A 25883-nucleotide genomic window follows, 5' to 3' on the forward strand; every position below is an offset into this window, starting at 1 on the left:
CCTCAAACTCCTGCGTTCTTATAACCCTTGAGCTCAGGGGTTTGAAACCTAAGTAATGACTTATGACCAATACCCTGATCTTCTAGGCTTTTATCTAACTGTGGTTTAAAAGGTTCGTTATCTAATAGCCAAGTGGCTGTTTCCCAATTAATTTTGCTGTATTCAGGGTGCACAGCAAAACCCTCAGACATTACCTTGTCTCTTAGGTCTGAAAAAGTGGTGGTTGGTGGTAGTGGGTAGGCAAAAGCAGCACAAAACATTAGGTGATGATCCCAACCCACATAAACAATTTGATTGCCATGAAAGTTTTCAAAACGATCTTTTGCTTCAAATTTATAATCAGGTGTTATAGCGACGACTGACATGGTATTCATTCCCGTTTTAGGGAGCTGCTAGGCTAAAATTCCCTAACAGCTCTATTTTTTTATTATTCAGGTTGTAATAATTAATTAAGCAACGCCTTTGCTTTTCCATTCATTCCAGCGTTTCTCATCAGGTGAACCTTTGAAGTCCATATTGTCTTCACCTAGATTCATCTTGTAGTACTCACGCAAAACAGTTTCTACATCGGCACCACCACAGTTGCCCTGATAAATTTGGTGAACTGGCAGCCAGGACTGCACATATTTTTCAGGTTCTTCATCAAAAATATGTTTACAGCCATCTGAACAGAAATGGTATTTCTCACCTTCAAAATCACTCGAACGGTAAGCAATTTGAGTAGGATCATCCATCTCGGTAAAGCCCATAGGTATCTGGCAGGTAGTGCAAAGTTGAGGTAAGCCATTAGTGTAAAAACGCTCACCTCTATCTTCCATTTCCTTCGCTAGCTCCCAACGTGGGCGATAGTATTTATCAAAGGTGTCTGGGTACTTTTCACTTAACCAGTCCATTTCTTCTGCACTAGGAATTGAAGTATGGAAGCCTGCAGCATGGCCATGGGTGTAGAAAATCCACCAAGCCTGATGAGAAATGTGTTCTTTTTCTTTAGCAGTGGTTTCAACAAACTTGGGCATACGAATACCGTAACGGGCTAAATCTTTGAACAATGCACCACCTGCATCTTCAAAATAAACTTCCCAAGCTTCTTTCCAAGACATCACCTTATTAGGCAACATGTAATCCATCATCATGGCGACAATGGCTAGTAAACGCGTACCACGCCAAAACCACTTATCAATCCACTTTTGTACAATGGGAACGTTGTCTTCATGCTGTTCTAGTAGGAATTTAATAATTTCTAAACCCAAGGTCATATGACGCGCTTCATCTGACTGAGCAGAGAAACCAAAAGTACAAGTTGCCATATCACCATTGTGTGCAGCACCTGACATAAAGGGTACAAACAAGAGATTGGTTAAAACGTATTCAAAGCTAAAACTGATAGCTATTAAGAACTCGAAAGGACCGGCTGAACGTGCATCGTCAAAGAAAGACTTAGGTACCGACAAGTACCAAACACGGTCATGCATGTGTGTCCAATCTTGAAAGCCATCAAAGAACTTGTTGTAATGGCTCATAGCATGAATTTGAGTTTGAACGTGACGCAACTCATCAATGGATTGCATTTGGCAAGCAACACGCGCACCCGCACCGCCAAATTGGCGACCCACATGGGCATAACCTTGGAAAGCTTGATACTCAAGTGGTGAAACACCCGTTAAAAACACTTTGATTGCGTTTACATAACGTGCATCGCTCACGTTTAAATGGCCATTATTTTGTGAAAAAGCATCAAAAATTGCGTAGAGTTTTTTCTCTTTTTCTGCCTGATACTTCCAATAAGCATCCATAGTTAAACGAAAAGGGTCTTCCCACTTAGACCAGTCAGTAATTTTAATGCCTTCAAACTCTTCGTAAGGAAATGCTTTTTTACGATCAGCGTAATCATAATCCCAGTCTAAATCGCGGGTTAGAGCACGATACTTGTCTTTCAAATTAAGTTTTTTGGCAACCATTGTATTTACCTTCTTATTATTGTGTTTGGCTTAAACATTCCAGCTAAGGCGAAGCTGGTCTTCATCTTCATCAACATTACCGCCTAGGGTAATTAAGCTTAGGTGTAATTCTTGTACATCCCATTCACGACCAATTTTTTCTTCTACAGTTTCACGAAGTACAACCAACTCACCTTCATTCTCAATACGAATCATGGCCGGTTGATTGATAACGGTCGCACTAGGGTTATCTTCTGAAATAGCTTCTACGATATAACGAGAATCGTCGTTATCTTGAAGTGCTAAATAAACCTTAGACATGTTGACTCCTTAGCGGGTAATACCAATTTTTTTGAGGCGTGCTTCTAACAATGCATCTGCAATATCAAGTGCATCACCCTTATCTAACATAGCCGCAATAACAGGCCTTAAAGCCGCTAATGTTTTTACTCGCCATTGCTGAACCCACTCTTCAAGCAGTGCGCGGTTATCTTCAGACTCACTTGCTACGGTTTTTAAAACACTGTCCAACCAACGACTAGAATCTTTATTCCAGACCTGCATGAATTCAGTGAGTAGAGCTACATCTCGACCACCCATAACTGCTAATTTTTGATCTAGCTGTTCATAGAAAAGATTAAAAACCAACGTATCGACGACTAGATCTTGAGCAATAAAAACCTCAAACCAGTCTTCAACAGTGGTCATTTCTTCACACAAAGCTCGCATGCCTTGCCAGGCAGGATTTTTTAGCCACTCTTGTTTTGCTGTAGCTAAGGATTCAGAACTATTGCCGTCTAATAACAAGCCGATTCTGGAAAGATACTGAGCGTTACCTAGTCTATCCATTGCGTTATATAACAGCGCCTGAGTAATTGCGGTGCCATACCCAAAAGCACAGCCATACATATTGTTTAGATTCGCCGTATGTTCAACATGACGTAAAGGAATCAGGTAGGTAATTAGGTGAGATTTAACTTCTTCAGGTAAATGTTCAGTTAAACCACGCTTATCAAAAAAGCTGTAATTAGTTTCTGTTGCCTCTTGATGCTTGGCTCGTTGCTGTACATAAGTACCGTAGTAAAACTGGCGTGGATCTTTAAGATCGTACCAATCTTCCATTTTTATTTGTGTACGACTTTTATCATTCAACTCATACTGCGGCTGCCATAAAGGACGGTAATGAAAGTTCGTTTCGCCTTGTAAGTCATAGGTTGCTTCTTGATAACGTGAAGCAGGCTTATCACCAAAGCGCCGTTCAATGTTGGCAAAAGTATTGCGTATTGGCTGTAAAGTTGCTGTTTTTATTTCAATTGTCATCAGCTCTTACCCATCGGTTATTTTATTGTTATTAAGCGGACCGGTTGCGATTTTGGGACATCAGCGTGTCCTCATCGCCATAGCGCCATTTCTCCAGCTCTGCATCAACCTCAGCCATTTGTTCATCAGTCATATGAACAACAGCATTATTTGTGCAAAAAACTTTGAAGACAGTAGGCGGCATAATTAACTCTACAAATAGGGAAGGTTCTCCTATAGCAAAGTCAAACTCTACAAAGCGAGCATCAGGCTTGCTGCGTACTCGTATGTACTTAGTGAGACTTGGTAAACCATAGCTAGGTGCAAGAGACTGCCTCTGTACAGTTTGTAAATGTGACATTCTAGATTCCCCTATTTTTTATTTTTGGGCTTGTCATTTATCTACACATACATCTTTGCAACCAGCGTGCCAGAAAAGAAAATAAAAACATAACCCTTTGTTTTACATGCATTTATTCATCAAAACACAGCCAAAAATATTTTTTTAATTTGCTAGCATGAAGAATAAAAAGCTATAAGTTTGATCAAAAGATCAACCCAAATTACTGAATTGATCTTTTGATCAAACTACTAAGTTATGGCTGTTTTTTTAAATACAGAGGATAAAAATTTAAAATTAATTAGGGGTATACTGGGTCTAATAGCAAAATCTACAACAACTACAAATAGCTAGGTACAACCGCCGTGTCTAAACAAAACTTACAGCTGCCAAATTTCGAACAGCTTTTAAAAAAACTAAAATTCAACCCTGAAGAAGGTAAAATTTGGCTAGCTGAACAACGCTCCGTTTTGATGAGCCTAGGTGCCTTATCTAGTTTTAGAAAAGAAATCCTTACAACCCTTGGTCAAGAAAGAGGTAAAGGTTTCTTTATGCGACTGGGCTACTTTTCAGGGTTAAAAGATGCAGAGCTAGCACTTGATATTGAAAAAGATTCCGAACCCGATCAAGCATTTTTAGTAGGGCCAATGCTGCACAATTTACGTGGCATGGTTAAAGCAATTCCACTAGTACTTGAGTGTGACCTAGAGAAAAAACACTTTTATGCTGAGTTTGAATGGGTCGATTCTTTTGAGGTAGAAATATGTAGAACTTCCCTAGGCCAGCTAAATGAGCCTGCTTGCTGGATACTACTGGGGTATGCTTGCGCTTATTCCAGCCACTTTGCGGGTATGGACATCCAGTTCAGAGAAGTCGAGTGTTGTGGGCAAGGAGATCACCAATGCCGTATTGTTGGCAAACTAGCTACTGAATGGCCAGACCACGAAGAGTTCAGTTTATTATTTAGAGAAGCACCTTTAATAGATGAGCTTTATGAACTGCAGTCACGCCTTGCTGATTTAGAACAAACACTCGCCTACAACCCTGAAAGCATGTATAGAGCACTGGGTGAAGCCCCTCCCTTTACCAGTGCTCTGGCTATGATTGATAAAGGTGCTAATTCTGAAGTAACTATGCTGCTATTGGGTGAAACTGGCACAGGTAAAGAAGTACTTGCGCGACGTGTGCATAGCATGAGCCAACGTAATGACCAGCCTTTTGTGGCTGTTAACTGTGCAGCCATTCCACCTGAATTAATTGAATCTGAGCTTTTTGGTGTTGAAAAAGGTGCTTATACCGGTGCAACCCAATCGCGTAAAGGGCGCTTTGAGCGTGCCAATGGTGGCACAATTTTTTTAGACGAAATTATTGAACTCAGTGCCCGCGCTCAGGCTGCTTTACTACGTACTTTACAAGAAGGTGAAATAGAGCGAGTAGGCGATAACCAGACTCGTAAAATTGATGTAAGGGTAGTTGCTGCCACCAATGAAGATTTAGCTATTGCTGTAAAAGAAGGCCGATTTAGGCAGGATCTTTTCTACCGCATTAATGCCTATACCGTGATTATTCCACCCTTAAGAGAACGTAAAAATGATATTATTTTACTTGCAGAACACTTCCGCAAACGTTATGAAAAACAATATAAGAAAACCACGCTAGGGTTTACTGATTTAGCTATAGAGGCTCTGCATAGTTATAATTGGCCAGGCAATATCCGTGAACTAGAAAATACCATAGAGCGCGGTATAATTTTAACCGATGATCAAAACTCCATTACCGAACTTACGCTTTTTAATACAGGTCACTCATCTTTAGATGTAAGTGCAGGTGATGTTCGTAAAATTAATCAGCAATCCGGTCAGATCGAAACAATTGATAGCAAAAGCTATCTAAAAAATACCCTAGCTGAACAAGTACTTTACAACCAAATTAGCCTAACTGAATTAGAAGAAACACTTATCGAAAAGGCAATGGATCAGTCCATAGGCAAAGTATCCGTTGCAGCAAGACTACTAGGCTTAAGCAGAGCAGCTTTTGCTTATCGGTTAAAAAGAATTGATGATGCTAAGAAGTAATTTGAAATAGATAAGGGAGCAATCGTAATAGGGACATATCACAGTCCCATTTAGAGGCTAATAATGGGCTGTTCTGGTTGAATATACGGACACCTCAAGAAGAGATAAACTCTTCATAACAAGAGGTGTTAACCATGACGGCAAAATGAAGCTACAAGCAATATCCTCAAGAGTTCAAGGAAGAGGCGGTAGTGTTCAAAATTCTGTGTCACCGCTATAGTTAACCCTCTACAGGGAATGGCACATTATGTCTGATAAATACGAAATCGACATTCAAGCCTTCGCTAAGGCGCTTCAGTCCGGTCAAGGTCTCAATGGCAAAGATGGCCTGCTGACACCACTGATCAAACAAATTACCGAAGCCGCTTTGGGGGCTGAACTGGATGAGCATATGGCTCAGGATGACCAGCTCAATCGCAAAAACGGTATCTCCCGAAAAACCATTAAAACAGCCTCTGGGTCGTTTGATCTGGACACGCCTCGTGACCGTAATGGCTCATTTGAGCCTCAGACCGTTAAAAAATATCAGACCCGACTGACCGATGAGATGGAGCGCAATATCATCTCTCTGTTCGCTCTGGGCAACAGCTATCAGAGCATCCGAGACTATCTGCTAGAGATGTACGGCACTGAAGGCACCATTAAGGCCATTACTGACCGTTTAGTGCCCGAGCTTAGAAGCTTGGCAAGAACGTGAACTAGAAGTGGTTTACCCCTTTGTCTGGCTGGATGCGATTTGACTAGAATAGGCCTTGGTAGTAACTAGGCTTGTGAGGCTTAAGGCTGTATTTACAGTAGTAGTTCTCTACCCTACCAGTTAAAGATAGTGTCGTTCCAAGATTGTAATTGCGTTTAGACATTATGACTTCCTTTTAAATAAGAAGTCATGACGGTAAATGGATGGTTATTCAATTTTGGGGGTTATTTTTTATGGCATTTCAATCCTTCGCGAGATTTTTCATCATGGCTTGCGCTACCTTGATAAAAGTCTCCAGATCTTCCTTATCAACCCCTCGCGTCATCTGGTTTTGCATGGTCTTAGAAATTGACAGCAAGCTTTCTTGTACTGCCTCGCCTTGAGGTGTTAGAACGAGCAGCTGACTCCGTTTATCGTCAGGATTCGACTCCTTTTTGACAAGTCCTTGATCAATAAGCCCCTTAATCAAACGAGTAATCTGTGCTTTGTCACGCTTGCAGAGGTTTGCAATATCGATTGCCGTGCAAGATTGATGCTTATGGATAATCTTCAGAACCCTAACATGCATAGGGGCAATGCCAAGCTGCTGCGTCTCAAGTTGAGTACCAAGCTGTTGTTTGATGGCGTGTGCTAAATAAAACGTCGTTTCGATAGAGGTGGCGTTAGACATCATGCAAGCTCCTTAGATTACTTGGTTGACAGTATCAATTAGATTGTAATACAGTTGATTTTATCAACCATATTGCAGCCAAAAGCAAGGATAACAGGTTGGCACGTGAAGGCGAACATCAATTCAATGAAGCGAGTTCGAGCAATTTATGGCTAGCTAACGGAAAAGGTCTCAAGCATGAAAAAAATGAGAATGGCACACGTTGCTCAGATTGAAGATATTAGTCCGCATATGCGTCGTATAGTCTTGAAAGGTGATGATTTAAACGACTTCCCAACGGGCAAAGAAGGTGCACATTTTAAAGCCATTTTTCCTCAGACAGGGGAGGCAATACCCAAGCTTGGTACTTATCCCGGTTTTAAAAAGTGGATGCGCTCTTATACGGTTCGCAGGTTTGATGATCAAAGCAAAGCGTTAACCGTCGACTTTGCGGTAAACGACCATGAAGGGTTGGCGACTAACTGGGCAAAGCACGCGAAAAAGGGTGATCTTCTCGGTGTTGCAGGCCCGGGGGACACCAAGTACACCGACTATCACGCGGCTTGGCACTTACTCGTGGCGGATCTTACCGCACTGCCTGCGGCGGGGGCCATTATGGAAAAACTACCAAAAACGGCAGTGGGTACCGCCTTTATTCAGGTGCCAACAGAAGGTGATAAGCAAGTTATAGCCGCGCCAGAAGGTATTACTATTAACTGGGTTATAAACCGAGATTTAAGTCAGAAAGCACTGCTTCAAGCGGTTGAAAATATGCAATGGCTTGAGGGAACGCCGGCTATATTTATCGCCGCAGAAAGCAGTCATATGATGGCCGTAAGACAGTATGTAAAAACCAAACCAGGCTACTCTAAAGAGCAAACCTACGCCTCAGGCTATTGGAAAATTTAAGCCTAGAGTGGGAGTCTGGTGCTTGATCTTTAGTCTTTCAGCGTGACCGAAATAGCCGTTTGTTGCTGTGTTTTTAGCAACACTTGTAGGGCTTTTTCTGCTTGGGCATGATCAAAACGCTCGGGTAGTCGATCAAGCTGTTCAACGGGTGTCTTATCTTTGTAAACGGTTTGCCATTGGCTTAACCATTGCAGCCAGTGGGATTCTTCCGCTGGGCCTGTAAATTGTGGCATTTGGCTTAAAAGGTAAACGGCGGCGCGGTCAAAGCTTTCCAGAACACCGGCTTCTGCTACATCCTCCAGTAATCCTTGGCTTAGCTGATCGTGTAACGGTCGGCTTAGCCAGCCTTTTAAACCTGCTGTATCTGCAAGAATTCTTACTAATAGAGCCTCATCGCCTTGGGCGAGGGAGAACCATGTGCGTAGCCCGTAATAAGATGATGGGTCGTGACTTATATTGTTGATAGAGGCCGCTTCTTTTTGAGTAGAGGCTATTTTCTGATCTGAAGCGCTATTTTTTTTGTTTGAAGAACCAGGCATCATCGGGTTTTCCTTTAAATGTAAATGGGCCATTTACAGCGGGGTTCAGTTTACAAGCGCCAAGGTGTTAGGGCTAGGCTCGATATTTTAGTATTTAGAGCCAAATTTGGCTTCAAGCTGAAAGGTAATGCTGAGGTCTTGCTTAAAATTATCATCGGAATGCAGTGAGTCTGCAGGCGTAACACTGAAAAATAACCACTGACCATCAAGCCTTCGCCTTAGTGTTGCGCTAACTTTTGCTTCATTGATCGGGTCACTCACCTGATCATTAGCGTAGAGCGTAATATTGTAAGTTACCCTTAAATCTTGATTAAACGCTTTAACCAGCTGCCAGCCGTGCTGATAGTAGAGGGTATCGACATTCCAAATATAGTTCACGCTTGAACTGCTCTGTAGCGACGTAATGCTATCGAGTTGAGTTTGGCTATGCAGCGCGACGCCGACCCCTCCATCAGTGCTTTCTGTCCAAAATACGGTGGGCACTGGGCGTAGTAGCCAATCCCCTACCTGTATATTCCGGCCAATACGAAAGTAACTAACGGCCTCTGAATTAAAGTCATTGATATCAATCTGCCAGCCTGTATCCAGCGTTGTTTGCCACGGAGAAAGCGGAGCTTGATAGATATAGCGGAAAAAAATCCCCGCTTGGCTGGTCTGCAAAAAGCTTTGTGATGTAGGCGGCGTTATAACTGTTGATGCTGCCGAAGGTATACGCGAGGGGATACCGTTTCTTGTACTCCCATTTGAAGCGACATTGTTAGCCTCGGTACTATCACCACTGCTATCACCACTTCGGGATTCTAGTTGACGCTCATCATCTAAGCGGATCAATAGCTGAAATTTGCTACTGGTCGATGGCAGATCTGCTTTAAAGGTTAAGCCGTTTACGTAAGATATTTCACCATTCCTGTTGTGGCGAATACCCGAGCGCAGCAGAAAAGTGCTTTCATTGGGCTGGTTTTTATCCGGTGACCCAAAAATAGAATCAAGGCCAATGCCTATTGTTGCAGCTGTTTGCCCAAGTAGGTTTCTGCTTTGTGCAACGCCTGATTCTAAGGTTAAAGTGCTATTGGTGTATTTTTTTGGCGCTTCTGTTTCTTCTAAGGGCTGAGCCCATAAAAAAGTACTGTAGAGAAAAGATCCAAAAAACAGAGGGCTAATGAGTAAAGGTTTCGCAGTTAGGTCGAGCGGCAAAGCTTACCTCCGACGGGCGGCACTTTTCTTCGCAGATGATGGATCAAGCTTGCGCTGGGTGGTGACAATAGCGCCTTGAGAGGTATTGGCTCGTACTTTGTTAACTAAGCTATAGCCTTGTTTCTTTAAATTGCCTTCCAGCCAGTTTGTGGCGCTCATACCCGCCCATAATGGCAGTAGTGTTGCTAAACCAAGAAAGGCCATAGAGACCATCGGCAAATGCATGATGCCACCAGCTGTAATCCCTGCAATAGCGAACACCCAGCCTAGTAAAAGTAAAAAGCTGGGCCCCCAGAGGCTGCTGGACAGTGTCCACATCAGTGAAAAAACAGCGGCTGACCAGTTAAATCCTGATGTAATAGCAGCGAATCCTCGCTGCGGGTGCTTGTAAACACGATAAATCTGCATATCCCTACTCAGTGCTCTCAATCAGGGGAAGGTGGCATTATGGGGCTATAATACCTGACTTATTGATGCTGTTTAACGAAAAAACGGTGACAAAGCGTCACCGTTTCCATTTTAGGCTTAATTGAGTCTAAATCGACTAAGGCGTTGGCTTAAGCCATCAGCCATGCTTGAGATCTCTTGGCTGCTGAGATAAATCGTGGCTGCATGCTCTAATACATTCTGTGAGACGGTACGAATATCAAATAGATTATGGTTAATCTCTTCTGCAACGGAGCCTTGCTGCTCTGCTGCTGAGGCGATTTGAGTACTCATATCACTGACACGGCTGATAATGTTGACGATTGCATCAAGATCGGCGCCAGCACGTACCATTTGAGTAACGCTGCTTTCGGCTTCTTCACGACTTTGCTCCATTGTGAGACTGGCAGTATGAGACTGCTCTTGCAGTTGCTCAATAATATGCTGAATCTCACCAGTGGAACCTTGGGTTCGGCTTGCTAAGTTGCGTACTTCATCGGCAACCACTGCAAAACCGCGACCCGCTTCACCGGCCCGGGCCGCTTCAATGGCAGCGTTAAGCGCCAGTAGGTTGGTTTGATCTGAAATCTCACGGATAACATTGATCACATCACCGATTTTATCGGTTTGCTCACTCAATTTTGTCATAACACCGCCAGCCTCTGTCACATGAAGAGATAGTTGCTCAATAGTACCGACAGTCTGACGTACCTCCTGTTGTCCCGTTTGAGCTTGGACTCTCGCATCATGGGTCTCTTTAGCGGTATCGGTTGCGTTGCGGGCAACTTCTTGAATAGTGGATGACATTTCAGTCATAGCAGAGGCAAGTTTATCAACTTCATGGAATTGCTGATCCATACCCGCTCTGGTTTCTTCAGTATTTTTACTCATCTCGCCTGTGTGAGAGCGTAGCTGGTCGGCGGCAATCCCTACATCGGTGAGTACTGTTTTAAGTGAGCGGGTCATCGCATCTACTTCATCTGCCAATTGTCCGATCTCATCTCGGCGTCTCAGGTTTATGATATGGGTCATATCACCGGCTGCAATGTGTCGTACGGTTTTTAGCATCCGAGTCAGTGGTCGAGTAATATTGCGCACCATTACAATACTGCCCCAGATAGATAAACTAAACAGTATCCCTTGGAACATCGCCGATTCCATTAAGGCTGCCCAGAAAATATCCGCGACATCACTCAAATAAACACCACTACCAATGACCCAGCCCCATTCTTTAAAGCCTTTAACATAGGATACTTTATCTTCCGGTTCATCAAATTGAGGCCCTTTATAGGTGTAGTCAACAAACCCCTCTCCCTGATCCTTTGCGATACGTATCATTTCTTGCCAGTGTAACTTGCCCGAAGCATCTCTAATATTTGTCATATCCTTGCCAATAATGCTTGTTTTGATCGGGTGCATTACCAGCTTATGCTGCATATCATTGATCCAGAAATAACCATTGTCGCCATAGCGTAGGGATGCCACCGCCGCTAATGCTTGCTTCTTTGCCTCGGATTCACCCAGCTCCGACGTTTGATCATAAAAATACTGGATAAGGCTTGTAGCCGATTGTACTTGTTCCTGTACCTGTACCTTACGGGCTGAGAGCAGTTCATCGTAGAGGCGATATAGGGAGTTCACCTCAATTAAGGTCAGTGTTGTAAAGAGTAATCCGATTAACAGGGCAAGTTTTTTAGCGACGGGCCAGTGACGAATTTCCATTGTGTTCAGGTCCTTTGCAGTTATTTTATAGGTTGGTTATTTGTGGTTTATTGTTATTTTTATGTAATCGAACAGTAATGGTTCTATTGTATAGGAGCAATGACGGCATAACCTTGATTCTGTTCTATGTTTTTAAATATAAGCTCATTCTTAATGAGTTGTTATTTTTTTCTAACTAATTGATATTTAATGATTTATTGTATAGACCTTCTATCTTGATTATCGAAAGTATTAGACTAAAGACAAATACTTTTTTTTCAGAGGTTATGGCTGTTTATAGCTACTTTGTAAAGACTTATGCTTGGGGTGCGATATAGCTTGGTCTAAAAGGAGTATTAATAATGCTAGATATCTTAGAGCAGGCTCTTAACATGTCCCCAGCGGCGGAGCAGCGAGATGATATTTGGGCGCGCCTTTGTTGTGAGCAAGCCTTATTAGCCGCCAGTGAAAATAATTACGGTGTGGGTGCGGTGTTGGTTAATCAGCGGAATGAATTGATTTGTGACGCGCGCAATCAGGTTTTTCAGCAGAGCTATCAAAGCCAGCGCCATGCTGAGATGGAGCTATTAAATCGGCTGGAAACGGAGTTTGCCCATTTGAACCGTCGAGAGCTAACGCTTTACGTCAGCTTAGAACCCTGCCTAATGTGTACAGGGCGCATTCTTTTATCAGGTATTGGTCGAGTACGTTATTTAGTGGCAGATAGCGCCGGTGGCTTTGCTTCCCATTTACAGGGCATCTTTCAGCAGCCACTGCCGCCAGCATGGCAGAACTTGGCATCGGCGGTGGTTATTGAACCAGCCAAGGTGCAGGATTTTTGGCGTGATTTTGCCTATGATTGTATTGCACAAAGTGCGACACAGATGCGGGGACAGGTGGTAAAAGCATGGAAAGGAACAGAAAAGGGAAGCCGTTAAGCCTCCCTTTTTTGGTAATACTGTGTTGATTTAGTCGTTCTGGGCTGAGGAATTAATCCCAGCTTAGTGCGCCGCCTACCTGATATTCGGTTACGCGGGTTTCAAAGAAGTTTTTCTCTTTACGTAGGTCGATAATTTCTGACATCCACGGGAATGGGTTTGTTGCGCCAGGGAACTGTTCTTTTAGGCCTAATTGCAACAAACGACGGTTACAGATAAACTTCAGATACTCTTCCATAATACCGGCATTCATACCCAGTACACCGCGCGGCATGGTGTCACGAGCGTATTCAATTTCAAGCTCGGTACCTTCTAGCATCATCTGTGTGACTTCTTCTTGGAACTCTGGCGTCCACAGGTGAGGGTTTTCAATTTTGATCTGGTTGATAACATCGACACCAAAGTTTAGGTGCATCGACTCATCACGCAGAATGTATTGGAACTGCTCTGCTACACCGGTCATTTTGTTACGACGACCCATCGACAGAATTTGGCTGAAGCCACAGTAGAAGAAAATACCTTCGGTAACGCAGTAGAAGGCGATCAGGTTACGAAGTAACTCTTGATCTGTTTCTGGCGTACCGGTAGTGAAGTTTGGGTTAGACAGTGAATGCGTATGGCTCAGGCTCCACGTCGCTTTTTTCGCGATGGACGGCACTTCACGGTACATATTGAATACTTCACCTTCATCCATGCCCAGAGACTCAACACAGTACTGGTAGGCGTGGGTGTGAATCGCTTCTTCAAAAGCTTGACGCAGTAAATACTGGCGGCATTCAGGATTCGTGATTAGGCGATAAACAGCCAACACTAAGTTGTTCGCGACTAAAGAATCTGCCGTGGAGAAATAACCCAGAGAGCGCATGACAATAATACGTTCATCTTCGGTGATACCATCTTGGCTTTTCCACAACGCGATATCCGCGTTCATGTTAACTTCCTGGGGCATCCAGTGGTTAGCGGTACCATCCAGATATTTCTGCCAAGCCCAATCATACTTAAAGGGAACCAGTTGGTTTAGATCCGCACGGCAGTTGATCATGCGCTTGTCGTCCACTTCGATGCGGGCGGCATTCATTTCTAAATCTTCAAGGCCAGGGGCCACATCAAGGTTTTCAACCGCCTGGCGCGCTCTTTCTTGGGCGGACATATCAGCAGGTTGGCTTGCGACGGGCTGAGCTACAGGCGCAGGCTGTGGTTCTGGTGCAGTTTGAGGCGCAGACTGGGCCGGAGCAGGCTGTGGAGCCGCCTGAGATTTCTCGGCTACTGCGGTTTCCTCTTGTTCAAATTCGTCCCAGCTAAGCATGGTGAAATCCTCTTAAATGTCTTAATCAGTTGTGCTGATAATTTATACAGTGTTGTCAAGTTTGGACATTGACTTGCTACAGTGCTCGTTAATCATAAAAAGCACTCTGGCAAATCGATGTACCGCGTAAATGGCATCCTTGCCCGTGGCGAAGGCTTTTAGAAAAGCCTTCGCCATTTCCTTAAAGGCTTATTGGCAAGCCTCACAATCCGGGTTATCGATCGAGCAAGCCAGTGGTACATCGGCTGCTGAACCTGATAATTCGAATTCATCCTTTGCCACGGCTGCCGGTGCAGGCGTTGGCTCTGGAGTAGATGTTGGCGTAGGAGCAGCAACAACTGGTGCGGCAGTACCGCTGGAAACCGCGTTGTGAGTACCACGGTCAACGGTTGATTTCTCAACAGACGATGCGCCCATGGCACGGAGGTAATAAGTGGTTTTCAAGCCACGATACCAAGCCATACGGTAGGTGATATCCAGTTTCTTACCGTTAACACCAGAGATATAGAGGTTCAGGGATTGCGCCTGATCCAACCATTTCTGACGACGACTTGCCGCATCAACCAACCACTTAGGCTCAACTTCAAAGGCGTTGGCGTATAGGGCTTTTAAGTCATCTGGAACACGATCGATCGGCTGAACAGAACCGTCGTAGTATTTCAGATCATTAACCATGACCTCGTCCCATAGGCCGCGTGCTTTCAAGTCACGAACCATATATGGGTTTACTACGGTGAACTCACCAGATAGGTTCGATTTCACATAGAGGTTTTGGTATGTCGGTTCAATAGACTGAGAAACACCACAAATATTAGAGATAGTTGCGGTTGGTGCAATCGCCATCACGTTGGAGTTACGCATACCCTGTGCGCGAACCAGTTTGCGTAGTTCGGCCCAATCTAGGGTGCTGCTGGTATCAACATCAATAAACTGTTCGCCACGGGCTTCGATTAGATTGCTTAGGGAGTCGATCGGCAAAATGCCTTGGCTCCACAAGGAACCTTCGTAGGTCTCATAACGACCACGCTCTGCCGCTAGATCACTGGAGGCTTTAATCGCAAAGTAGCTAATCGCTTCCATAGAGTGATCGGCAAAGATAACGGCCTTATCAGAAGCATAAGCAGTTTTGGCTTTGTAAAGCGCATCTTGGAAACCCATAATGCCCATACCTACCGGACGGTGTCTTAGGTTCGATTTACGAGCCTGAGGTACCGCGTAGTAGTTAATATCGATAACGTTATCCAACATGCGCACTGCCGTGGTGACGGTGCTGCGGATTTTATCCACATTCAGCTCACCAGATTCTGTAACGTGCTGCGCTAGGTTAACGGAGCCTAGGTTACAAACGGCAATTTCATCAACGCTGGTGTTCAAGGTGATTTCTGTACACAGGTTTGATGAGTGTACGACGCCTACATGCTGCTGAGGTGAACGCAGGTTACATGGGTCTTTAAACGTGATCCACGGATGGCCTGTTTCAAACAACATGGACAGCATTTTGCGCCAAAGGTCTTTTGCTTTTAAGCGCTTAAAGACGCGAATTTCACCATCTTGCGCCATACGCTCATATTCTGTGTAGCGCGCTTCAAAGGCTTTGCCGTATAAATCATGTAGGTCCGGCGTGTCTGAAGGAGAGAACAGCGTCCAGTCTTTATCTTCAAAGACGCGTTTCATAAACAGGTCAGGAACCCAGTTCGCAGTGTTCATATCATGGGTACGACGGCGATCATCACCAGTGTTTTTGCGCAGGTCTAGAAACTCTTCAACATCAAGGTGCCAGGTTTCTAAATAGGCACAAACTGCCCCTTTACGTTTGCCGCCTTGGTTAACCGCAACAGCGGTATCGTTGACAACTTTTAAGAAGGGAACCACACCTTGAGATTTACCATTGGTGCCTTTGATATAAGAACCCAGTGCGCGTACTGGCGTCCAATCGTTACCTAGGCCGCCGGCCCACTTTGATAGTAAGGCGTTGTCTTTGATTGCACCGTAAATACCTTCCAGATCATCAGGAACGGTAGTTAAGTAGCATGATGATAGCTGAGGGCGACGGGTGCCGGAGTTAAACAGGGTCGGTGTTGACGCCATGTAATCAAAGCTGGATAACAGTTTGTAGAACTCAATCGCGCGCTCAGTCGGTTTCGCTTCATTAAGAGAGAGACCCATCGCTACCCGCATAAACATAACCTGCGGTAGTTCATAGCGAACGTCATCGCAGTGTAGGAAATAGCGGTCGTAAAGGGTTTGCAGGCCTAAATAAGTAAAGTTCTTGTCATTCTCATGCTCAATAGCCGCACCCAGTGCCTCTAGATCAAACTCGGCTAATGCTGGGTTTAGCTGTTCAAGCTCAATACCTTTAGCCACATAAGCGATCAAGGCTTGTGGATAAAGCGTCATCATCTCTTTATGGGTCGCTTCAGGCGCTACGTTTAGGAAATTAAGCGCTTCACGGCGCAGATTATCCATTAGCAGTCGAGCGGTAACATAGGTGTAGTTGGGTTCTTTCTCGACCAACGTCCGAGCGGCCATCATCAGCGCCGTTGATACGCCATCAACCGGCACGCCGTCGTATAGGTTCTTTAGGGTATCGTCGATAATAAGCTTCTTATCAACTTCTTCCAGACCTTCGCAAGCTTCACTAACGATCGTGTCGATACGGCCTAGATCAAGAGGCAGCTTGCTACCATCAAGGTGTGTCACATTGATCGATGGATGTGGGTTTGTAATACCTTTTTCTTGTGCAGCACGACGGCGAGAGTGCTTGTCGCGATAAAGCACATAGGCACGGGCAACTTTTTGCTCACCTGAGCGCATTAGAACCAGTTCAACTTGATCCTGAATATCTTCAATATGAATGATGCCACCGGCAGGCATACGGCGCTGAAACGTTTCAATGATATTCAGGGTAAAAGACTCAACAAGCTCATGAATGCGGCTTGAATCCTGAGCGCTGTCGCCTTCAACAGCGATAAAGGCTTTGCTCATCGCAACCGAGATTTTGCTTGGATCGCACGGGACTAAATCACCGTTACGTTTCATCACTTGCAGATTGCTAAGCGCTGCGTTTGAAATAGAGTCTTGTGCCATGCTGATATTGCCTACCTGTGGTTAATCTTTGATCTAAAAAAGCAAGATCGTTATCTGTATGCCAAACATGCCGCTAAGCTGGCGTATGTTGGTTGAATCTGATCCGTAAGACGGCTTCAGTTTTCAGCCGCTAAGAAAATTTCAATAAAAACCTTCAATAGCCTTTTAATAGCTTTTGATTAAACTTTTTTATTTATAAGGTTTAATCAAAATCCAAAAATAGAAAAAACGGATGAAATCCGCTGTAAATATTGACTTTTAAGGCTTGAGTTGAATTGAGTCTTAGTTTATGCGTAAACCCTATATATGGGTGGTTACGATGAAGTGGGCACAAGATAATGTTGTTTCGACCGATCTGCAAGTGGATAACCTGTGGGTAAGTTGTGTTTATTTATAGGGTGAAAGGTAACTAACTGGCTAGGTCAAGTCCCAGAGGTAATCTAGGAATTTCAAGTCTAAAAGAAGAATTTTTTTTCGGTGAAATTGTTGCATAAGACGGTCGTATTTATTCCAATATATTTTGTAGGTGCTTTTGCAATGCGGTGCTATTACTCGATGGCGATGCTAGATAGTGTGCCTTTATTAGCGAATTGAGACGACTTGGCACGTAGCCATAGTGTTTCGGCATAGAGTTAAGTTATGATTAAAAATATATAAAAGAAGGTATTTCCTTAAAAAAAGCATAAAAAATACTCTTTTATGTCGTAATCATACGATTAATGGACGCAAGCGAGTGTGGATTAGCTTGTTGAATGTGACGATAAAAGCGAGCGTCGAAACATGCAAGGCGCTGCAAAAAAACTAGAGAGCTCTCTGTGGATACGCAAGAAACTTCCCGAATACTGATTGTTGAAGATGATGAGCGGTTAGCAACATTAACCCGAGAATACCTTGAAGGTAACGGCTTTGAGGTGGATGTTGAAGGTAACGGCTTTGAGGTGGATGTTGAAGGTGACGGTAATCGTGCAGTTGATCGCATTCTAAACGAAAAACCGGATTTGGTTATTTTAGATGTCATGCTACCTGGTGAAGATGGCCTGGGTGTTTGTCGACGCGTTCGTCCAGAATTCAGTGGCCCTATTTTAATGCTAACGGCCCGTACGGACGATATGGATCAAGTCGTTGGCCTTGAAATGGGAGCTGATGACTATATCTCCAAGCCTGTTCGTCCACGGGTATTATTGGCTCGGGTGAGAGCATTGCTACGCCGAGTGATCAATGCTGGTGATAACACTGAATTACAAAGCTCTGATGATAGCCGTTTACAATTTGGCAATCTTGTGGTTGATAATGCCATGCGTGAGGCTTGGTTAGCAGCTGAGAGCATTGACTTGACCAGTGCTGAGTTTGATCTTCTGTGGTTGTTGGCTTCCAATGCTGGTCGAGTGCTAACCCGAGAAGAGATTTTTACCGCATTGCGTGGTATTGAATATGATGGGCAAGATCGCTCGATTGATGTGCGGGTTTCTCGTATTCGTCCAAAAGTGGGTGATGATCCTATGCATCCGCGCCGGATTAAAACCGTGCGCAGTAAAGGTTATCTCTTTGTAAAAGAAGTTTAATCTTAATTCAGTCGAGAATGTGCGCTTTACTGTTTCGGGATTTTTCAGTTTTAAGCTGATACACAGAAAAGGCCTTAAGATTTAAAAGGTCTTTTCTGGTCTTTATTCTAAAACCCCCGTTCTTAAACTTGGTAGCACATAAGTCTGCCTGCCACATGGACTCCTTCACTGTGAACCCTCTTAGCTCTCTTCGTGCCAACAGCATTTTTATTCGTGTTTATTTACATATGCTGCTTGCGATGCTGGCCGTTATTGTTCTAGCGGTTGGTGCCACCTCTTTTATTAATCATGTTCGTGTCGAACAGTACCGAGAAGAATTAACGTCGGGTACGTTCTACTTACTCAGTCGTGGATGGCAAAACAGCGTGAAGACAGTCGGGACGCTTGGCTAGCAAAAGCCGGTGCTAAGTTAAATATTAAGCTTGGCTTGGTTGCGGTGGACGACGAGTTACTCACCCGTTGGCAGCTACGTCGCTTAGCTGAGAACCGAGTCTTGTTGCTTCAAGGGCGAAGTGAACATGAGCTTATCGCGTACCGTTATCTTGACCCTGACAAAAAGCTGCTGATAAAAGGGGTTATCCCACGATTATCAGAACAGCATTCTAGAGTTTCTGTTGAACTGCTGAGCCAAGTTATTTTGGGTTCAGACCGCCCTGCTATACAGGTCTTAACCGAAGTACGGCCTCGCTTCTTCTATCCTATTACTCTAGTTGATCGCTCTAGCGTGGTAATAGATAGGGTTGAACGACAACAGTTGGCAGAGGGAAAAGGGGTGCTGTCTTTTCTTGCCAGTGGTCGAGCTGTTGTGGCTTATGCTCATTTTGATGACGAGCATCTACTCAAAATCGGCCCTGTGGCGATGTTCGATCCTTATCCTATGCTCTTAATGGCGGGAATCGCTCTGGTGGCTCTGTTGCTATCTGGTAGCGGGGTTTATTTGTCCGTTCGTATGCTAGAGCATCGGTTAAAGAAACTTGAACAGGCTGCCAGTAGAATTGCCGCAGGTCATTTAAGTACCCGTGTTCGAGTTGATGGCGATGATTTTGTCGCACGTTTAGCGGGTGCCTTTAATGTTGCCAAGCAGGTACAAGAGCTACTAAGAACTCAGCAGGAGATGATTCATGCGGTCTCCCATGAACTACGAACACCGGTCGCACGTATCCGTTTCGGTATGCAGATGATTGAGGACATGGTGGATGATCCCTTTGCTCAAAAGCAATTAAAAGGGATTGATAGTGATATTCAAGAACTTGATGAGTTGGTTGACGAAATCTTAACCTATGCTCGGTTGGGTCAAGAGACGCTTTCTTTGCATTATGAGCGGTCACAATTGATTGTTCTGTTGGATGAAGTGGTCGATGGCTTAAGAGTGTTGAAGCCCGAGTTGGAGCTAAGCGTGGTGCATCTGAATCCTGATGCGGGAGATGATGCTGATGTGGAGGTGCGTTATTTTCAGCGAGCCGTTCAGAACTTAGTGAGTAATGCTTGCCGTTATGCGGCAACTCGTGTCCAGGTTAGCTGTTATGTTGATCCTGATAGTATTCGTATTGATGTCGATGATGATGGCCCGGGCATTCCAGAGGAGGACTGGGATCGTGTTTTTACACCTTTCTCCCGTTTGGATGACAGCCGTACCCGAGCTTCTGGCGGTTATGGCTTAGGCTTATCTATTGTTCGTCGTATTACTTATTGGCACCAAGGTAGTGCATTGGTGGATCGCAGTGATGAATTTGGCGGAGCTTGCTTTAGCCTTATTTTCCCTAGATTTAGAGTCGATGCTGAAGAGACTTCTATCGTAGACAATAGAATATGACGCTAGATTTGGTTAGGTTTTCTCTGTTTTAAACGGGTTATTTCGGTGGTTTTCCTCGAAAAAACAGGCTGATTCGATGCTTTTTGACTCAGGTTAAGAGATGCGCAAGCTTTTGTTGATGAGTATCAAAAAAGAGATAGGCCTCATTCAGTAACCTTTTCCCTGCAGTAATTGGAACACAGGTTGATTTGTAGCTGAGACTTGAGTTCTATCCTTTTATCTCTCCTTTTGAGAAGGGGCCGTGCAGTGGGCCCCTTTTTTTCCTGCTTATTTTACTTGTTTAGTCATACCTATCCTGTATTCATATCCCACAGGCTTTACTTGTTCTCCGCAGGTTGAATGCCGGAAAGTGTCCGAAAGGAAACCTCTTTGGCTGTACGCAGAAAATCTTTCATATAGGCGCTCTCAATCGTATCGCTTCTTACCGCAGCGTATAGCGTGCTCCAAAGCCCTTCAGCCCCTAAGCGGATACCTTTTACGTAGCCTCGCTCTAAATATTCTGTTAGCGCCCAGTTCGGTAGAGCGCAAACACCTCGGCCACTGGCAACCAGCTGCATCATCATAATGGTTAGCTCCGCGGATCGAGTGTCCGCTGGCTCAAGCCCTGCAGGGGTTAAGAAATTGGCAAAGACATCCAGCCGTTCTCGTTCAACGGGATAAATGATAAGGGTTTCCTTGGCGAGTTCTTGCTCATTAACAAAGCTTTTCTTGGCGAATTTATGCTGTTTGGCAACGGCAAGTAAACCTTCATAGCGAAACAGAGGTACATACTCAACACTGGGTAGTGGCTTCGGATTTGATGTAATGACTAAATCCAGCTCACCGCGAGCTAAAGCCGGTAGGGGGGCAAAATTAAAGCCTGAGGCGAAATCCATTTCAACTTCTGGCCAGTTGTTACGAAAGCTATCAATGGTGGGCATTAGCCATTGAAAGCAGCTATGGCACTCAATGGCCATGTGTAAGCGCCCGACTTCGCCACCGGCCATTCGATCTATATCCCGTTGTGCGGAACGTAATGAAGGGATGATCTCATCGGCTAGCTGTAATATGCGCATACCTGCGCTAGTAAACTGTAGCGGTTTGCTCTTACGGACAAATAGAGAGCAGCCTAGGCGCTCCTCCAGATCTTTAATCTGATGAGACAGCGCTGACTGGGTCAGATGAATACGGTCAGCGGCTTCAACAAGACTGCCTGTTTCTTTTAATGCCATCAGGGTTTTGAGGTGGCGGATCTCAATCATGGCGATCTCTTTGAGGGTGGTTCAAATTTCTAAGCGATGTTTTATTCTATTTATTATAGCAGTAAATAAGGTGCAGAGCCTGGCAGAGGTCTTGCAAGAGTCTTTCTACAGATGTCTTGCTAGATGGTTTTTAAGGTATAGGGTCATAGTAGTCGTGCTTAAAAATGCCTCTTTATTGGAATTGATGGGTATTTCTGGTACAAGAGTTGACCTGCAAGGATGCGACAAAATAATGACAAAAAGCATGATAGAGGGATAGATAATGAAAAAACTGCTAAAGCTGATGCTTCAGCTTGTGCCTAAAGATCCGCATCAATTGCTTCGGATGCGTCGAACGCTTATGGCAACAGGCTCAGGGTTGGTTTTAACAACCGTCGTGATTCTTGCGATGTCTCAAGGCATGGTTGATCTCGGTTTACCTTACTTTATCGTGCTGTATGCGCTGATTTGGCTAGGGAACCTCTGTTTTCCCCTGATGATCAGTTATGACATTAACCTGCTTTTCAAAGACCCTAGTCTCACCATTTCCCAGCTTGTTTGGCACGTGTTTACTAATACAATCTCTATCTATTTAGTACCTGATCTGCAAAATGTGTTTTTAATGCATTATTTGCTTGTCGTATTATTTGGTGCGTTTCGCATGCAGCGAAAAGGCTTTTTTGTTGTTTGTGGTTTTATCTTGGCCTGTTACGTCAGTGTGATGGTTTTCCATCAACTCGATGGTCACGGTATGGACGTGAAGCAACAGCTATTAAGCGCCCTGGTTTTTATTTTTATGCTAGTAGGCGTCAGTATCATAGGGACAGAAATTAGCAGCCTTCGCTGGGCGTTGAAACAGCGTAATGCCGAGATGAATAAGATTATGACGCATGCCAAAGAACAAGCGATTACCGATGATTTAACCGGCCTTTATAATCGTAGGCATCTTATGGATATACTTCGCCGTCAGCAAGCTCTGGCGAGTCGAGGGGAGTACGTTTTTAGCCTTTGCTTTGTCGATCTTGATCATTTTAAACAGGTCAATGATCAATATGGGCATAAAGCTGGGGATGAGGTGCTACAAACCTTTGCCGATATTGCTCGCAACTGTGTACGTGAAGTTGATTTTGTCGCTCGTTTAGGTGGTGAAGAGTTTGTTTTGGTATTGGCTAGAACACCGCTAGAAGGCGCTATGCTCGTGGCAGAGCGTTTACGGCATTCTATGGAGCAGGCTCGGTTGGATATTTTAGATCCGGGTCACAAGGTTACAGCCAGTATTGGTGTTACTCAGTATCGTCCAAAAGAGCCTATTGAAGACACGATGCACCGCGCCGATGTCGCCGTTTATTCTGCAAAAGATAGAGGGCGTAATCAGGTTGTAGCGGATCAAGATCTTGATAAATTGCTGATATAGATATCAGGTAATGAAGCTCGATAAAGGCTTTCTTTTACTCGCTAGAATTTATATGATAATCATTATTGTTTGTTAGTGGTAATCAAATAGGTTTGGTTGCTCATCGCTTGGGTTTGTTTTATCGAGGTACTTCCTTGTGACGAAGACGTTAAAGCCTGGTCGCTTATGCAAGTTTGATAAAAGTGATATTAGTAAATACTTTCAAGAGCTTACCAACGTCACTCGGAGTAGTCGCTATTTGTGTGGAAAGTGTGCGCGCTCATCATCAGACAAGAAACGCCTGTGTCGCCCTATTGATATGTAGGGCATGTACGCAGAAGTCTATGATGATGTACGATTAAGATGATGTTTTTGCACCAACAACGGGATACGCTATGTTAAAGAAAACGATGATTGATCGTTTAAATGAACAGATCAATTTAGAATTTTATTCATCAAATCTCTATCTACAGATGAGTGCCTGGGCTGAAGATAAAGGCTTTGAAGGCTGTGCTGCGTTTCTGCAAAAACATGCCGATGAAGAGATGCAACACATGAAGCGCCTATTCACTTATGTGAATGAAACGGGTGCGATGGCTCAAATTGGGGCGATTGATGCGCCGCCAACAAATTTTAAGTCGATCAAAGATCTTTTTGAAAACGTATTTGAGCATGAGTGCCTTATTACTCAGAAAATCAACGACCTTGCTCATACAGCATTTACAGAGCAGGATTACTCAACATTTAGTTTTTTACAGTGGTATGTTGCTGAACAGCATGAAGAAGAGAAACTATTCAAAGGTATTCTGGATAAAATAGAAATTATTGGTGAAGATGGCAAAGGCTTGTTCTTTATTGATAAGGAGATCGGCAAGATGGTAACTCAAAGCCCAATCAGTGTTATGGATTCGCCTGAGGGCGCATAACCCTTATAAAGTTCAGTAGCAAGTAGTCTTTGCCGTGATGAAAAAAAACCTTGTTATCAAGAGATACCAAGGTTTTCTAAGCTTTTTGGCGAGTGCCGGTAACGAGGAGGCTAACGAGAAAACTCGTAAGCTAGACCATTGCTGGCAATAGCCCGCAACTTACCACCAGTCACAAATGCGATATCTTGTAGGCTAACACCGGAAGGTTTCCATGCGTTGCGTTTAGTGGCTTCCCAATCTGCCACGGCTTGTTTACTCGACAGATCCCACAGCTTTAACTTACCCGTACTTGTACCTGTTGCTAGTAATGCTTGGTCTTTGCTAAAGGTTGCTGTCGTATAGGTTGCTGCTGCGATATCACCGCCACGGTTGATATCAATGTTCATTGCTAATTTCCCACTGATTAAATCAACAATAACACCGGAGCCTGCCTGTGCACCACTGAATGCATATCGGCTATCAGGTGATATAGCGGTAGAGCGCACCTGATTATCATGGGACCACTGGCCGCGAATATCGCCATCAGCAATATTCCAAAGATAAACGGAACCAACCCTTGTACCTGCCATAGCAATGGTGTTGTCGTCACTTAGGCTGACGGATGAAATTTGATCATCTGCAGTAAAGGTACGCACGCCTTTACCTTGAGCTGTATTAATAAGCACGGCAGTGCCGTTACTTAATCCTGCTAAAAGAAGCTTCCCATCAGCAGAAAAGGCTAAATCTCGAATATTTGCCGGTAAAGCCCAAAAATTTATCGACTGCCCTGTCGTTGTATCCCAGAGTGTTAGACTGCCTTGTTCTGCCGTTGCGCCATAGAGCCCATTACCGGAAATAGCGACATGGTCGAACAGTGAGTAACCATCAGCCTTATGGTTCCAGTTATAAATGCGCTCGTGTTGAGGCAATCGCCAAAGACTACCACCATGATTAATAGAAGCGATAAGAGTCATGCTACCATCATTAGATATAGCCGCGTCGAAATGTCCTTGAGTGGCAAGAGACCATGTCTTTTCTGGTGGCGTCAGATCGGAGCAACCTGACACCAAAAGAAATAAAGGTATGACTAAAAGGACAGAAAAGAGAGATTTTCTGGCACGAATCATGAGTCTGCAAGTTCCTGGTGTGCGGTATGAAGTGTTTCAATTAGGATGTCTTCATGCTGAAAACGATCAGCAAGATGCTCTCCTAAATTTGAAAGCTCTGCCGGTAGTGCTTTCTCAAGATCGCCTGAGCTATCACAGGTTTCGTTGAAATCTAAGATAACATCAGTACTCACTTGGATCAGTGGGAGTATTTTCTGGCTTAACTCAATTGCCTTTTGATCTGAAAAAGCTTCAGCTTCACGGCATAATTGCTCAAAAATCTCAAAATGACCCGCAGAGGTATAATCGACCATAATATTACAGAGCTTTTGTACCTGCTTTGAGTTCACAGGAGTATCTGCTTTTGCTTGTTGAGCAAGTTCAGAGTAACAAACGATCAGATCTTGGCGATCATGCAGCCACTTGTCGACCATCCCGTGTACACCGCTCCATCTTTCGCGAGGGTGTTCATAGTTCTGTGTCACCCATTGCTTACAGATCTACGTAACCGTCGATCCGTCCTTCGAAGTGGATGCTCAGCTGCGATAGCGTCAGATTCCAGTTTTGCACCGGATGCGTCCACTTTTCTGATGCTTTTAACATACCGGCGTACAGCAGTTTGAGCAACGCGTTTTCATTGGCGAAGCCTCCCTTGGTCTTGGTCAGTTTGCGGAACTGGCGGTGTACTGCCTCAACCGCATTGGTCGTGTAAATCGCTTTGCGCACCTGCTCTGGGTACTTGAAGTAAACGGCCAGATTCTCCCATTTACTCCGCCACGATTTAATC

At 44.3% G+C, this 25883-nt stretch carries 24 protein-coding genes and 1 pseudogene; 9 read left to right on the forward strand and 16 right to left on the reverse strand.

The features are described from left to right. Positions 1–2: 2 nt before the first annotated feature. The 5 genes from G517_RS0109180 to G517_RS18510 form a co-directional block, all read right to left on the reverse strand. Positions 3–365 carry a phenol hydroxylase subunit P4 gene (locus tag G517_RS0109180; RefSeq protein ID WP_028304166.1) on the reverse strand — a complete coding sequence of 121 codons (363 nt, stop codon included), beginning with the start codon at positions 363–365 and terminating at the stop codon, positions 3–5. Between the two features lie 84 nt (positions 366–449). Continuing rightward, entirely contained in the window at positions 450–1958 is a 1509-nt protein-coding gene (locus G517_RS0109185; protein ID WP_028304167.1) for an aromatic/alkene/methane monooxygenase hydroxylase/oxygenase subunit alpha, read from the reverse strand. A gap of 30 nt (positions 1959–1988) precedes the next feature. Next, complete coding sequence (locus G517_RS0109190) at positions 1989–2258, reverse strand: MmoB/DmpM family protein (RefSeq protein ID WP_028304168.1); 270 nt, start codon at positions 2256–2258, stop codon at positions 1989–1991. Positions 2259–2267: 9 nt separating this feature from the next. Beyond that, positions 2268–3257, reverse strand: coding sequence for an aromatic/alkene monooxygenase hydroxylase subunit beta (locus tag G517_RS0109195; protein ID WP_028304169.1), 990 nt, complete (start codon positions 3255–3257; stop codon positions 2268–2270). A 31-nt stretch (positions 3258–3288) separates the two neighbouring features. Further along, on the reverse strand, positions 3289–3597 hold the full coding sequence (locus tag G517_RS18510; RefSeq protein ID WP_084632150.1) for a phenol hydroxylase subunit: 309 nt from the start codon (positions 3595–3597) through the stop codon (positions 3289–3291). Positions 3598–3941: 344 nt separating this feature from the next. Between G517_RS18510 and G517_RS0109205 the strand changes: the two genes are divergently transcribed. Both G517_RS0109205 and G517_RS18515 read left to right on the forward strand, forming a co-directional pair. Then, positions 3942–5651: a sigma-54-dependent Fis family transcriptional regulator gene (locus tag G517_RS0109205; RefSeq protein WP_028304170.1), complete on the forward strand. Its 1710-nt coding sequence runs from the start codon at positions 3942–3944 to the stop codon at positions 5649–5651. Between the two features lie 247 nt (positions 5652–5898). After that, positions 5899–6388: pseudogene (locus G517_RS18515) on the forward strand (transposase); the annotation flags it as partial. 201 nt (positions 6389–6589) lie between these two features. Here G517_RS18515 and G517_RS0109215 read toward each other — a convergent pair. Then, positions 6590–7021, reverse strand: coding sequence for a MarR family winged helix-turn-helix transcriptional regulator (locus G517_RS0109215; RefSeq protein ID WP_211224276.1), 432 nt, complete (start codon positions 7019–7021; stop codon positions 6590–6592). A 174-nt stretch (positions 7022–7195) separates the two neighbouring features. Between G517_RS0109215 and G517_RS18520 the strand changes: the two genes are divergently transcribed. Next, the gene (locus G517_RS18520; protein WP_051206259.1) at positions 7196–7906 is read left to right on the forward strand and encodes a siderophore-interacting protein; all 711 of its coding nucleotides are present in this window, start codon (positions 7196–7198) and stop codon (positions 7904–7906) included. A gap of 29 nt (positions 7907–7935) precedes the next feature. Here G517_RS18520 and G517_RS0109225 read toward each other — a convergent pair whose 3' ends face one another. The 4 genes from G517_RS0109225 to G517_RS0109240 form a co-directional block, all read right to left on the reverse strand. Next, positions 7936–8448: a hypothetical protein gene (locus tag G517_RS0109225; protein ID WP_028304172.1), complete on the reverse strand. Its 513-nt coding sequence runs from the start codon at positions 8446–8448 to the stop codon at positions 7936–7938. A gap of 84 nt (positions 8449–8532) precedes the next feature. After that, positions 8533–9639, reverse strand: coding sequence for a hypothetical protein (locus tag G517_RS0109230; RefSeq protein WP_028304173.1), 1107 nt, complete (start codon positions 9637–9639; stop codon positions 8533–8535). A gap of 3 nt (positions 9640–9642) precedes the next feature. Continuing rightward, on the reverse strand, positions 9643–10047 hold the full coding sequence (locus G517_RS0109235; protein WP_028304174.1) for a hypothetical protein: 405 nt from the start codon (positions 10045–10047) through the stop codon (positions 9643–9645). A 117-nt stretch (positions 10048–10164) separates the two neighbouring features. Next, a complete protein-coding gene (locus tag G517_RS0109240; RefSeq protein WP_028304175.1) occupies positions 10165–11787 on the reverse strand; it encodes a methyl-accepting chemotaxis protein in 1623 nt (540 codons plus the stop codon). A gap of 341 nt (positions 11788–12128) precedes the next feature. Here G517_RS0109240 and G517_RS0109245 point away from each other — a divergent pair, with 341 nt between their 5' ends. Continuing rightward, entirely contained in the window at positions 12129–12704 is a 576-nt protein-coding gene (locus G517_RS0109245) for a nucleoside deaminase (RefSeq protein WP_028304176.1), read from the forward strand. Positions 12705–12756: 52 nt separating this feature from the next. Here G517_RS0109245 and G517_RS0109250 read toward each other — a convergent pair whose 3' ends face one another. Both G517_RS0109250 and G517_RS0109260 read right to left on the reverse strand, forming a co-directional pair. Continuing rightward, positions 12757–14010 (reverse strand): ribonucleotide-diphosphate reductase subunit beta, encoded by a 1254-nt coding sequence (locus tag G517_RS0109250; protein WP_028304177.1) that lies wholly within the window; start codon positions 14008–14010, stop codon positions 12757–12759. Positions 14011–14199: 189 nt separating this feature from the next. Next, a complete protein-coding gene (locus tag G517_RS0109260; RefSeq protein WP_036591034.1) occupies positions 14200–17097 on the reverse strand; it encodes a ribonucleoside-diphosphate reductase subunit alpha in 2898 nt (965 codons plus the stop codon). 815 nt (positions 17098–17912) lie between these two features. Here G517_RS0109260 and G517_RS0109265 point away from each other — a divergent pair. From G517_RS0109265 to G517_RS18525, 3 genes are all read left to right on the forward strand, one after another. Further along, the gene (locus G517_RS0109265) at positions 17913–18659 is read left to right on the forward strand and encodes a winged helix-turn-helix domain-containing protein (protein WP_028304179.1); all 747 of its coding nucleotides are present in this window, start codon (positions 17913–17915) and stop codon (positions 18657–18659) included. 155 nt (positions 18660–18814) lie between these two features. Then, the gene (locus G517_RS20110) at positions 18815–19051 is read left to right on the forward strand and encodes a hypothetical protein (RefSeq protein WP_051206260.1); all 237 of its coding nucleotides are present in this window, start codon (positions 18815–18817) and stop codon (positions 19049–19051) included. Further along, entirely contained in the window at positions 19012–20472 is a 1461-nt protein-coding gene (locus G517_RS18525) for an ATP-binding protein (protein ID WP_051206261.1), read from the forward strand. Before G517_RS20110 ends, G517_RS18525 begins: the two co-directional genes overlap by 40 nt. Before the next feature lie 317 nt (positions 20473–20789). Here the strand turns inward: G517_RS18525 and G517_RS0109280 are convergent, their stop codons facing one another. After that, positions 20790–21713, reverse strand: coding sequence for a LysR family transcriptional regulator (locus G517_RS0109280; protein WP_028304180.1), 924 nt, complete (start codon positions 21711–21713; stop codon positions 20790–20792). A 262-nt stretch (positions 21714–21975) separates the two neighbouring features. Here G517_RS0109280 and G517_RS20115 point away from each other — a divergent pair, with 262 nt between their 5' ends. Further along, complete coding sequence (locus G517_RS20115) at positions 21976–23106, forward strand: GGDEF domain-containing protein (protein WP_051206262.1); 1131 nt, start codon at positions 21976–21978, stop codon at positions 23104–23106. Between the two features lie 374 nt (positions 23107–23480). Beyond that, on the forward strand, positions 23481–24011 hold the full coding sequence (ftnA, locus tag G517_RS0109295) for a non-heme ferritin (RefSeq protein WP_028304182.1): 531 nt from the start codon (positions 23481–23483) through the stop codon (positions 24009–24011). Positions 24012–24121: 110 nt separating this feature from the next. Here the strand turns inward: ftnA and G517_RS0109300 are convergent, their stop codons facing one another. The 3 genes from G517_RS0109300 to G517_RS0109310 form a co-directional block, all read right to left on the reverse strand. Further along, positions 24122–25117 (reverse strand): WD40 repeat domain-containing protein, encoded by a 996-nt coding sequence (locus G517_RS0109300; protein ID WP_028304183.1) that lies wholly within the window; start codon positions 25115–25117, stop codon positions 24122–24124. After that, positions 25114–25581 (reverse strand): Rsd/AlgQ family anti-sigma factor, encoded by a 468-nt coding sequence (locus G517_RS0109305; RefSeq protein WP_028304184.1) that lies wholly within the window; start codon positions 25579–25581, stop codon positions 25114–25116. Before G517_RS0109305 ends, G517_RS0109300 begins: the two co-directional genes overlap by 4 nt. Positions 25582–25588: 7 nt before the next feature. Then, positions 25589–25883: transposase (locus G517_RS0109310; RefSeq protein ID WP_028304185.1), on the reverse strand; the 295-nt coding region annotated here is incomplete at its 5' end.

This window comes from Oceanospirillum maris DSM 6286 (assembly GCF_000422865.1).
GTDB lineage: Bacteria > Pseudomonadota > Gammaproteobacteria > Pseudomonadales > Halomonadaceae > Oceanospirillum > Oceanospirillum maris.

Bases quoted from the DNA above. Each gene is read 5' to 3' on its own strand.
- G517_RS20110 (WP_051206260.1), top strand. From the start codon at position 18,815: ATGGACTCCTTCACTGTGAACCCTCTTAGCTCTCTTCGTGCCAACAGC.
- G517_RS0109240 (WP_028304175.1), bottom strand. From the start codon at position 11,787: ATGGAAATTCGTCACTGGCCCGTCGCTAAAAAACTTGCCCTGTTAATC.
- G517_RS20115 (WP_051206262.1), top strand. From the start codon at position 21,976: ATGAAAAAACTGCTAAAGCTGATGCTTCAGCTTGTGCCTAAAGATCCG.
- G517_RS18525 (WP_051206261.1), top strand. From the start codon at position 19,012: ATGGCAAAACAGCGTGAAGACAGTCGGGACGCTTGGCTAGCAAAAGCC.
- G517_RS0109185 (WP_028304167.1), bottom strand. From the start codon at position 1,958: ATGGTTGCCAAAAAACTTAATTTGAAAGACAAGTATCGTGCTCTAACC.
- G517_RS0109180 (WP_028304166.1), bottom strand. From the start codon at position 365: ATGTCAGTCGTCGCTATAACACCTGATTATAAATTTGAAGCAAAAGAT.
- G517_RS0109195 (WP_028304169.1), bottom strand. From the start codon at position 3,257: ATGACAATTGAAATAAAAACAGCAACTTTACAGCCAATACGCAATACT.
- G517_RS0109250 (WP_028304177.1), bottom strand. From the start codon at position 14,010: ATGCTTAGCTGGGACGAATTTGAACAAGAGGAAACCGCAGTAGCCGAG.
- G517_RS0109215 (WP_211224276.1), bottom strand. From the start codon at position 7,021: ATGATGTCTAACGCCACCTCTATCGAAACGACGTTTTATTTAGCACAC.
- G517_RS0109280 (WP_028304180.1), bottom strand. From the start codon at position 21,713: ATGATTGAGATCCGCCACCTCAAAACCCTGATGGCATTAAAAGAAACA.
- ftnA (WP_028304182.1), top strand. From the start codon at position 23,481: ATGTTAAAGAAAACGATGATTGATCGTTTAAATGAACAGATCAATTTA.
- G517_RS0109245 (WP_028304176.1), top strand. From the start codon at position 12,129: ATGCTAGATATCTTAGAGCAGGCTCTTAACATGTCCCCAGCGGCGGAG.
- G517_RS18510 (WP_084632150.1), bottom strand. From the start codon at position 3,597: ATGTCACATTTACAAACTGTACAGAGGCAGTCTCTTGCACCTAGCTAT.
- G517_RS18520 (WP_051206259.1), top strand. From the start codon at position 7,196: ATGAAAAAAATGAGAATGGCACACGTTGCTCAGATTGAAGATATTAGT.
- G517_RS0109260 (WP_036591034.1), bottom strand. From the start codon at position 17,097: ATGGCACAAGACTCTATTTCAAACGCAGCGCTTAGCAATCTGCAAGTG.
- G517_RS0109190 (WP_028304168.1), bottom strand. From the start codon at position 2,258: ATGTCTAAGGTTTATTTAGCACTTCAAGATAACGACGATTCTCGTTAT.
- G517_RS0109235 (WP_028304174.1), bottom strand. From the start codon at position 10,047: ATGCAGATTTATCGTGTTTACAAGCACCCGCAGCGAGGATTCGCTGCT.
- G517_RS0109225 (WP_028304172.1), bottom strand. From the start codon at position 8,448: ATGATGCCTGGTTCTTCAAACAAAAAAAATAGCGCTTCAGATCAGAAA.
- G517_RS0109300 (WP_028304183.1), bottom strand. From the start codon at position 25,117: ATGATTCGTGCCAGAAAATCTCTCTTTTCTGTCCTTTTAGTCATACCT.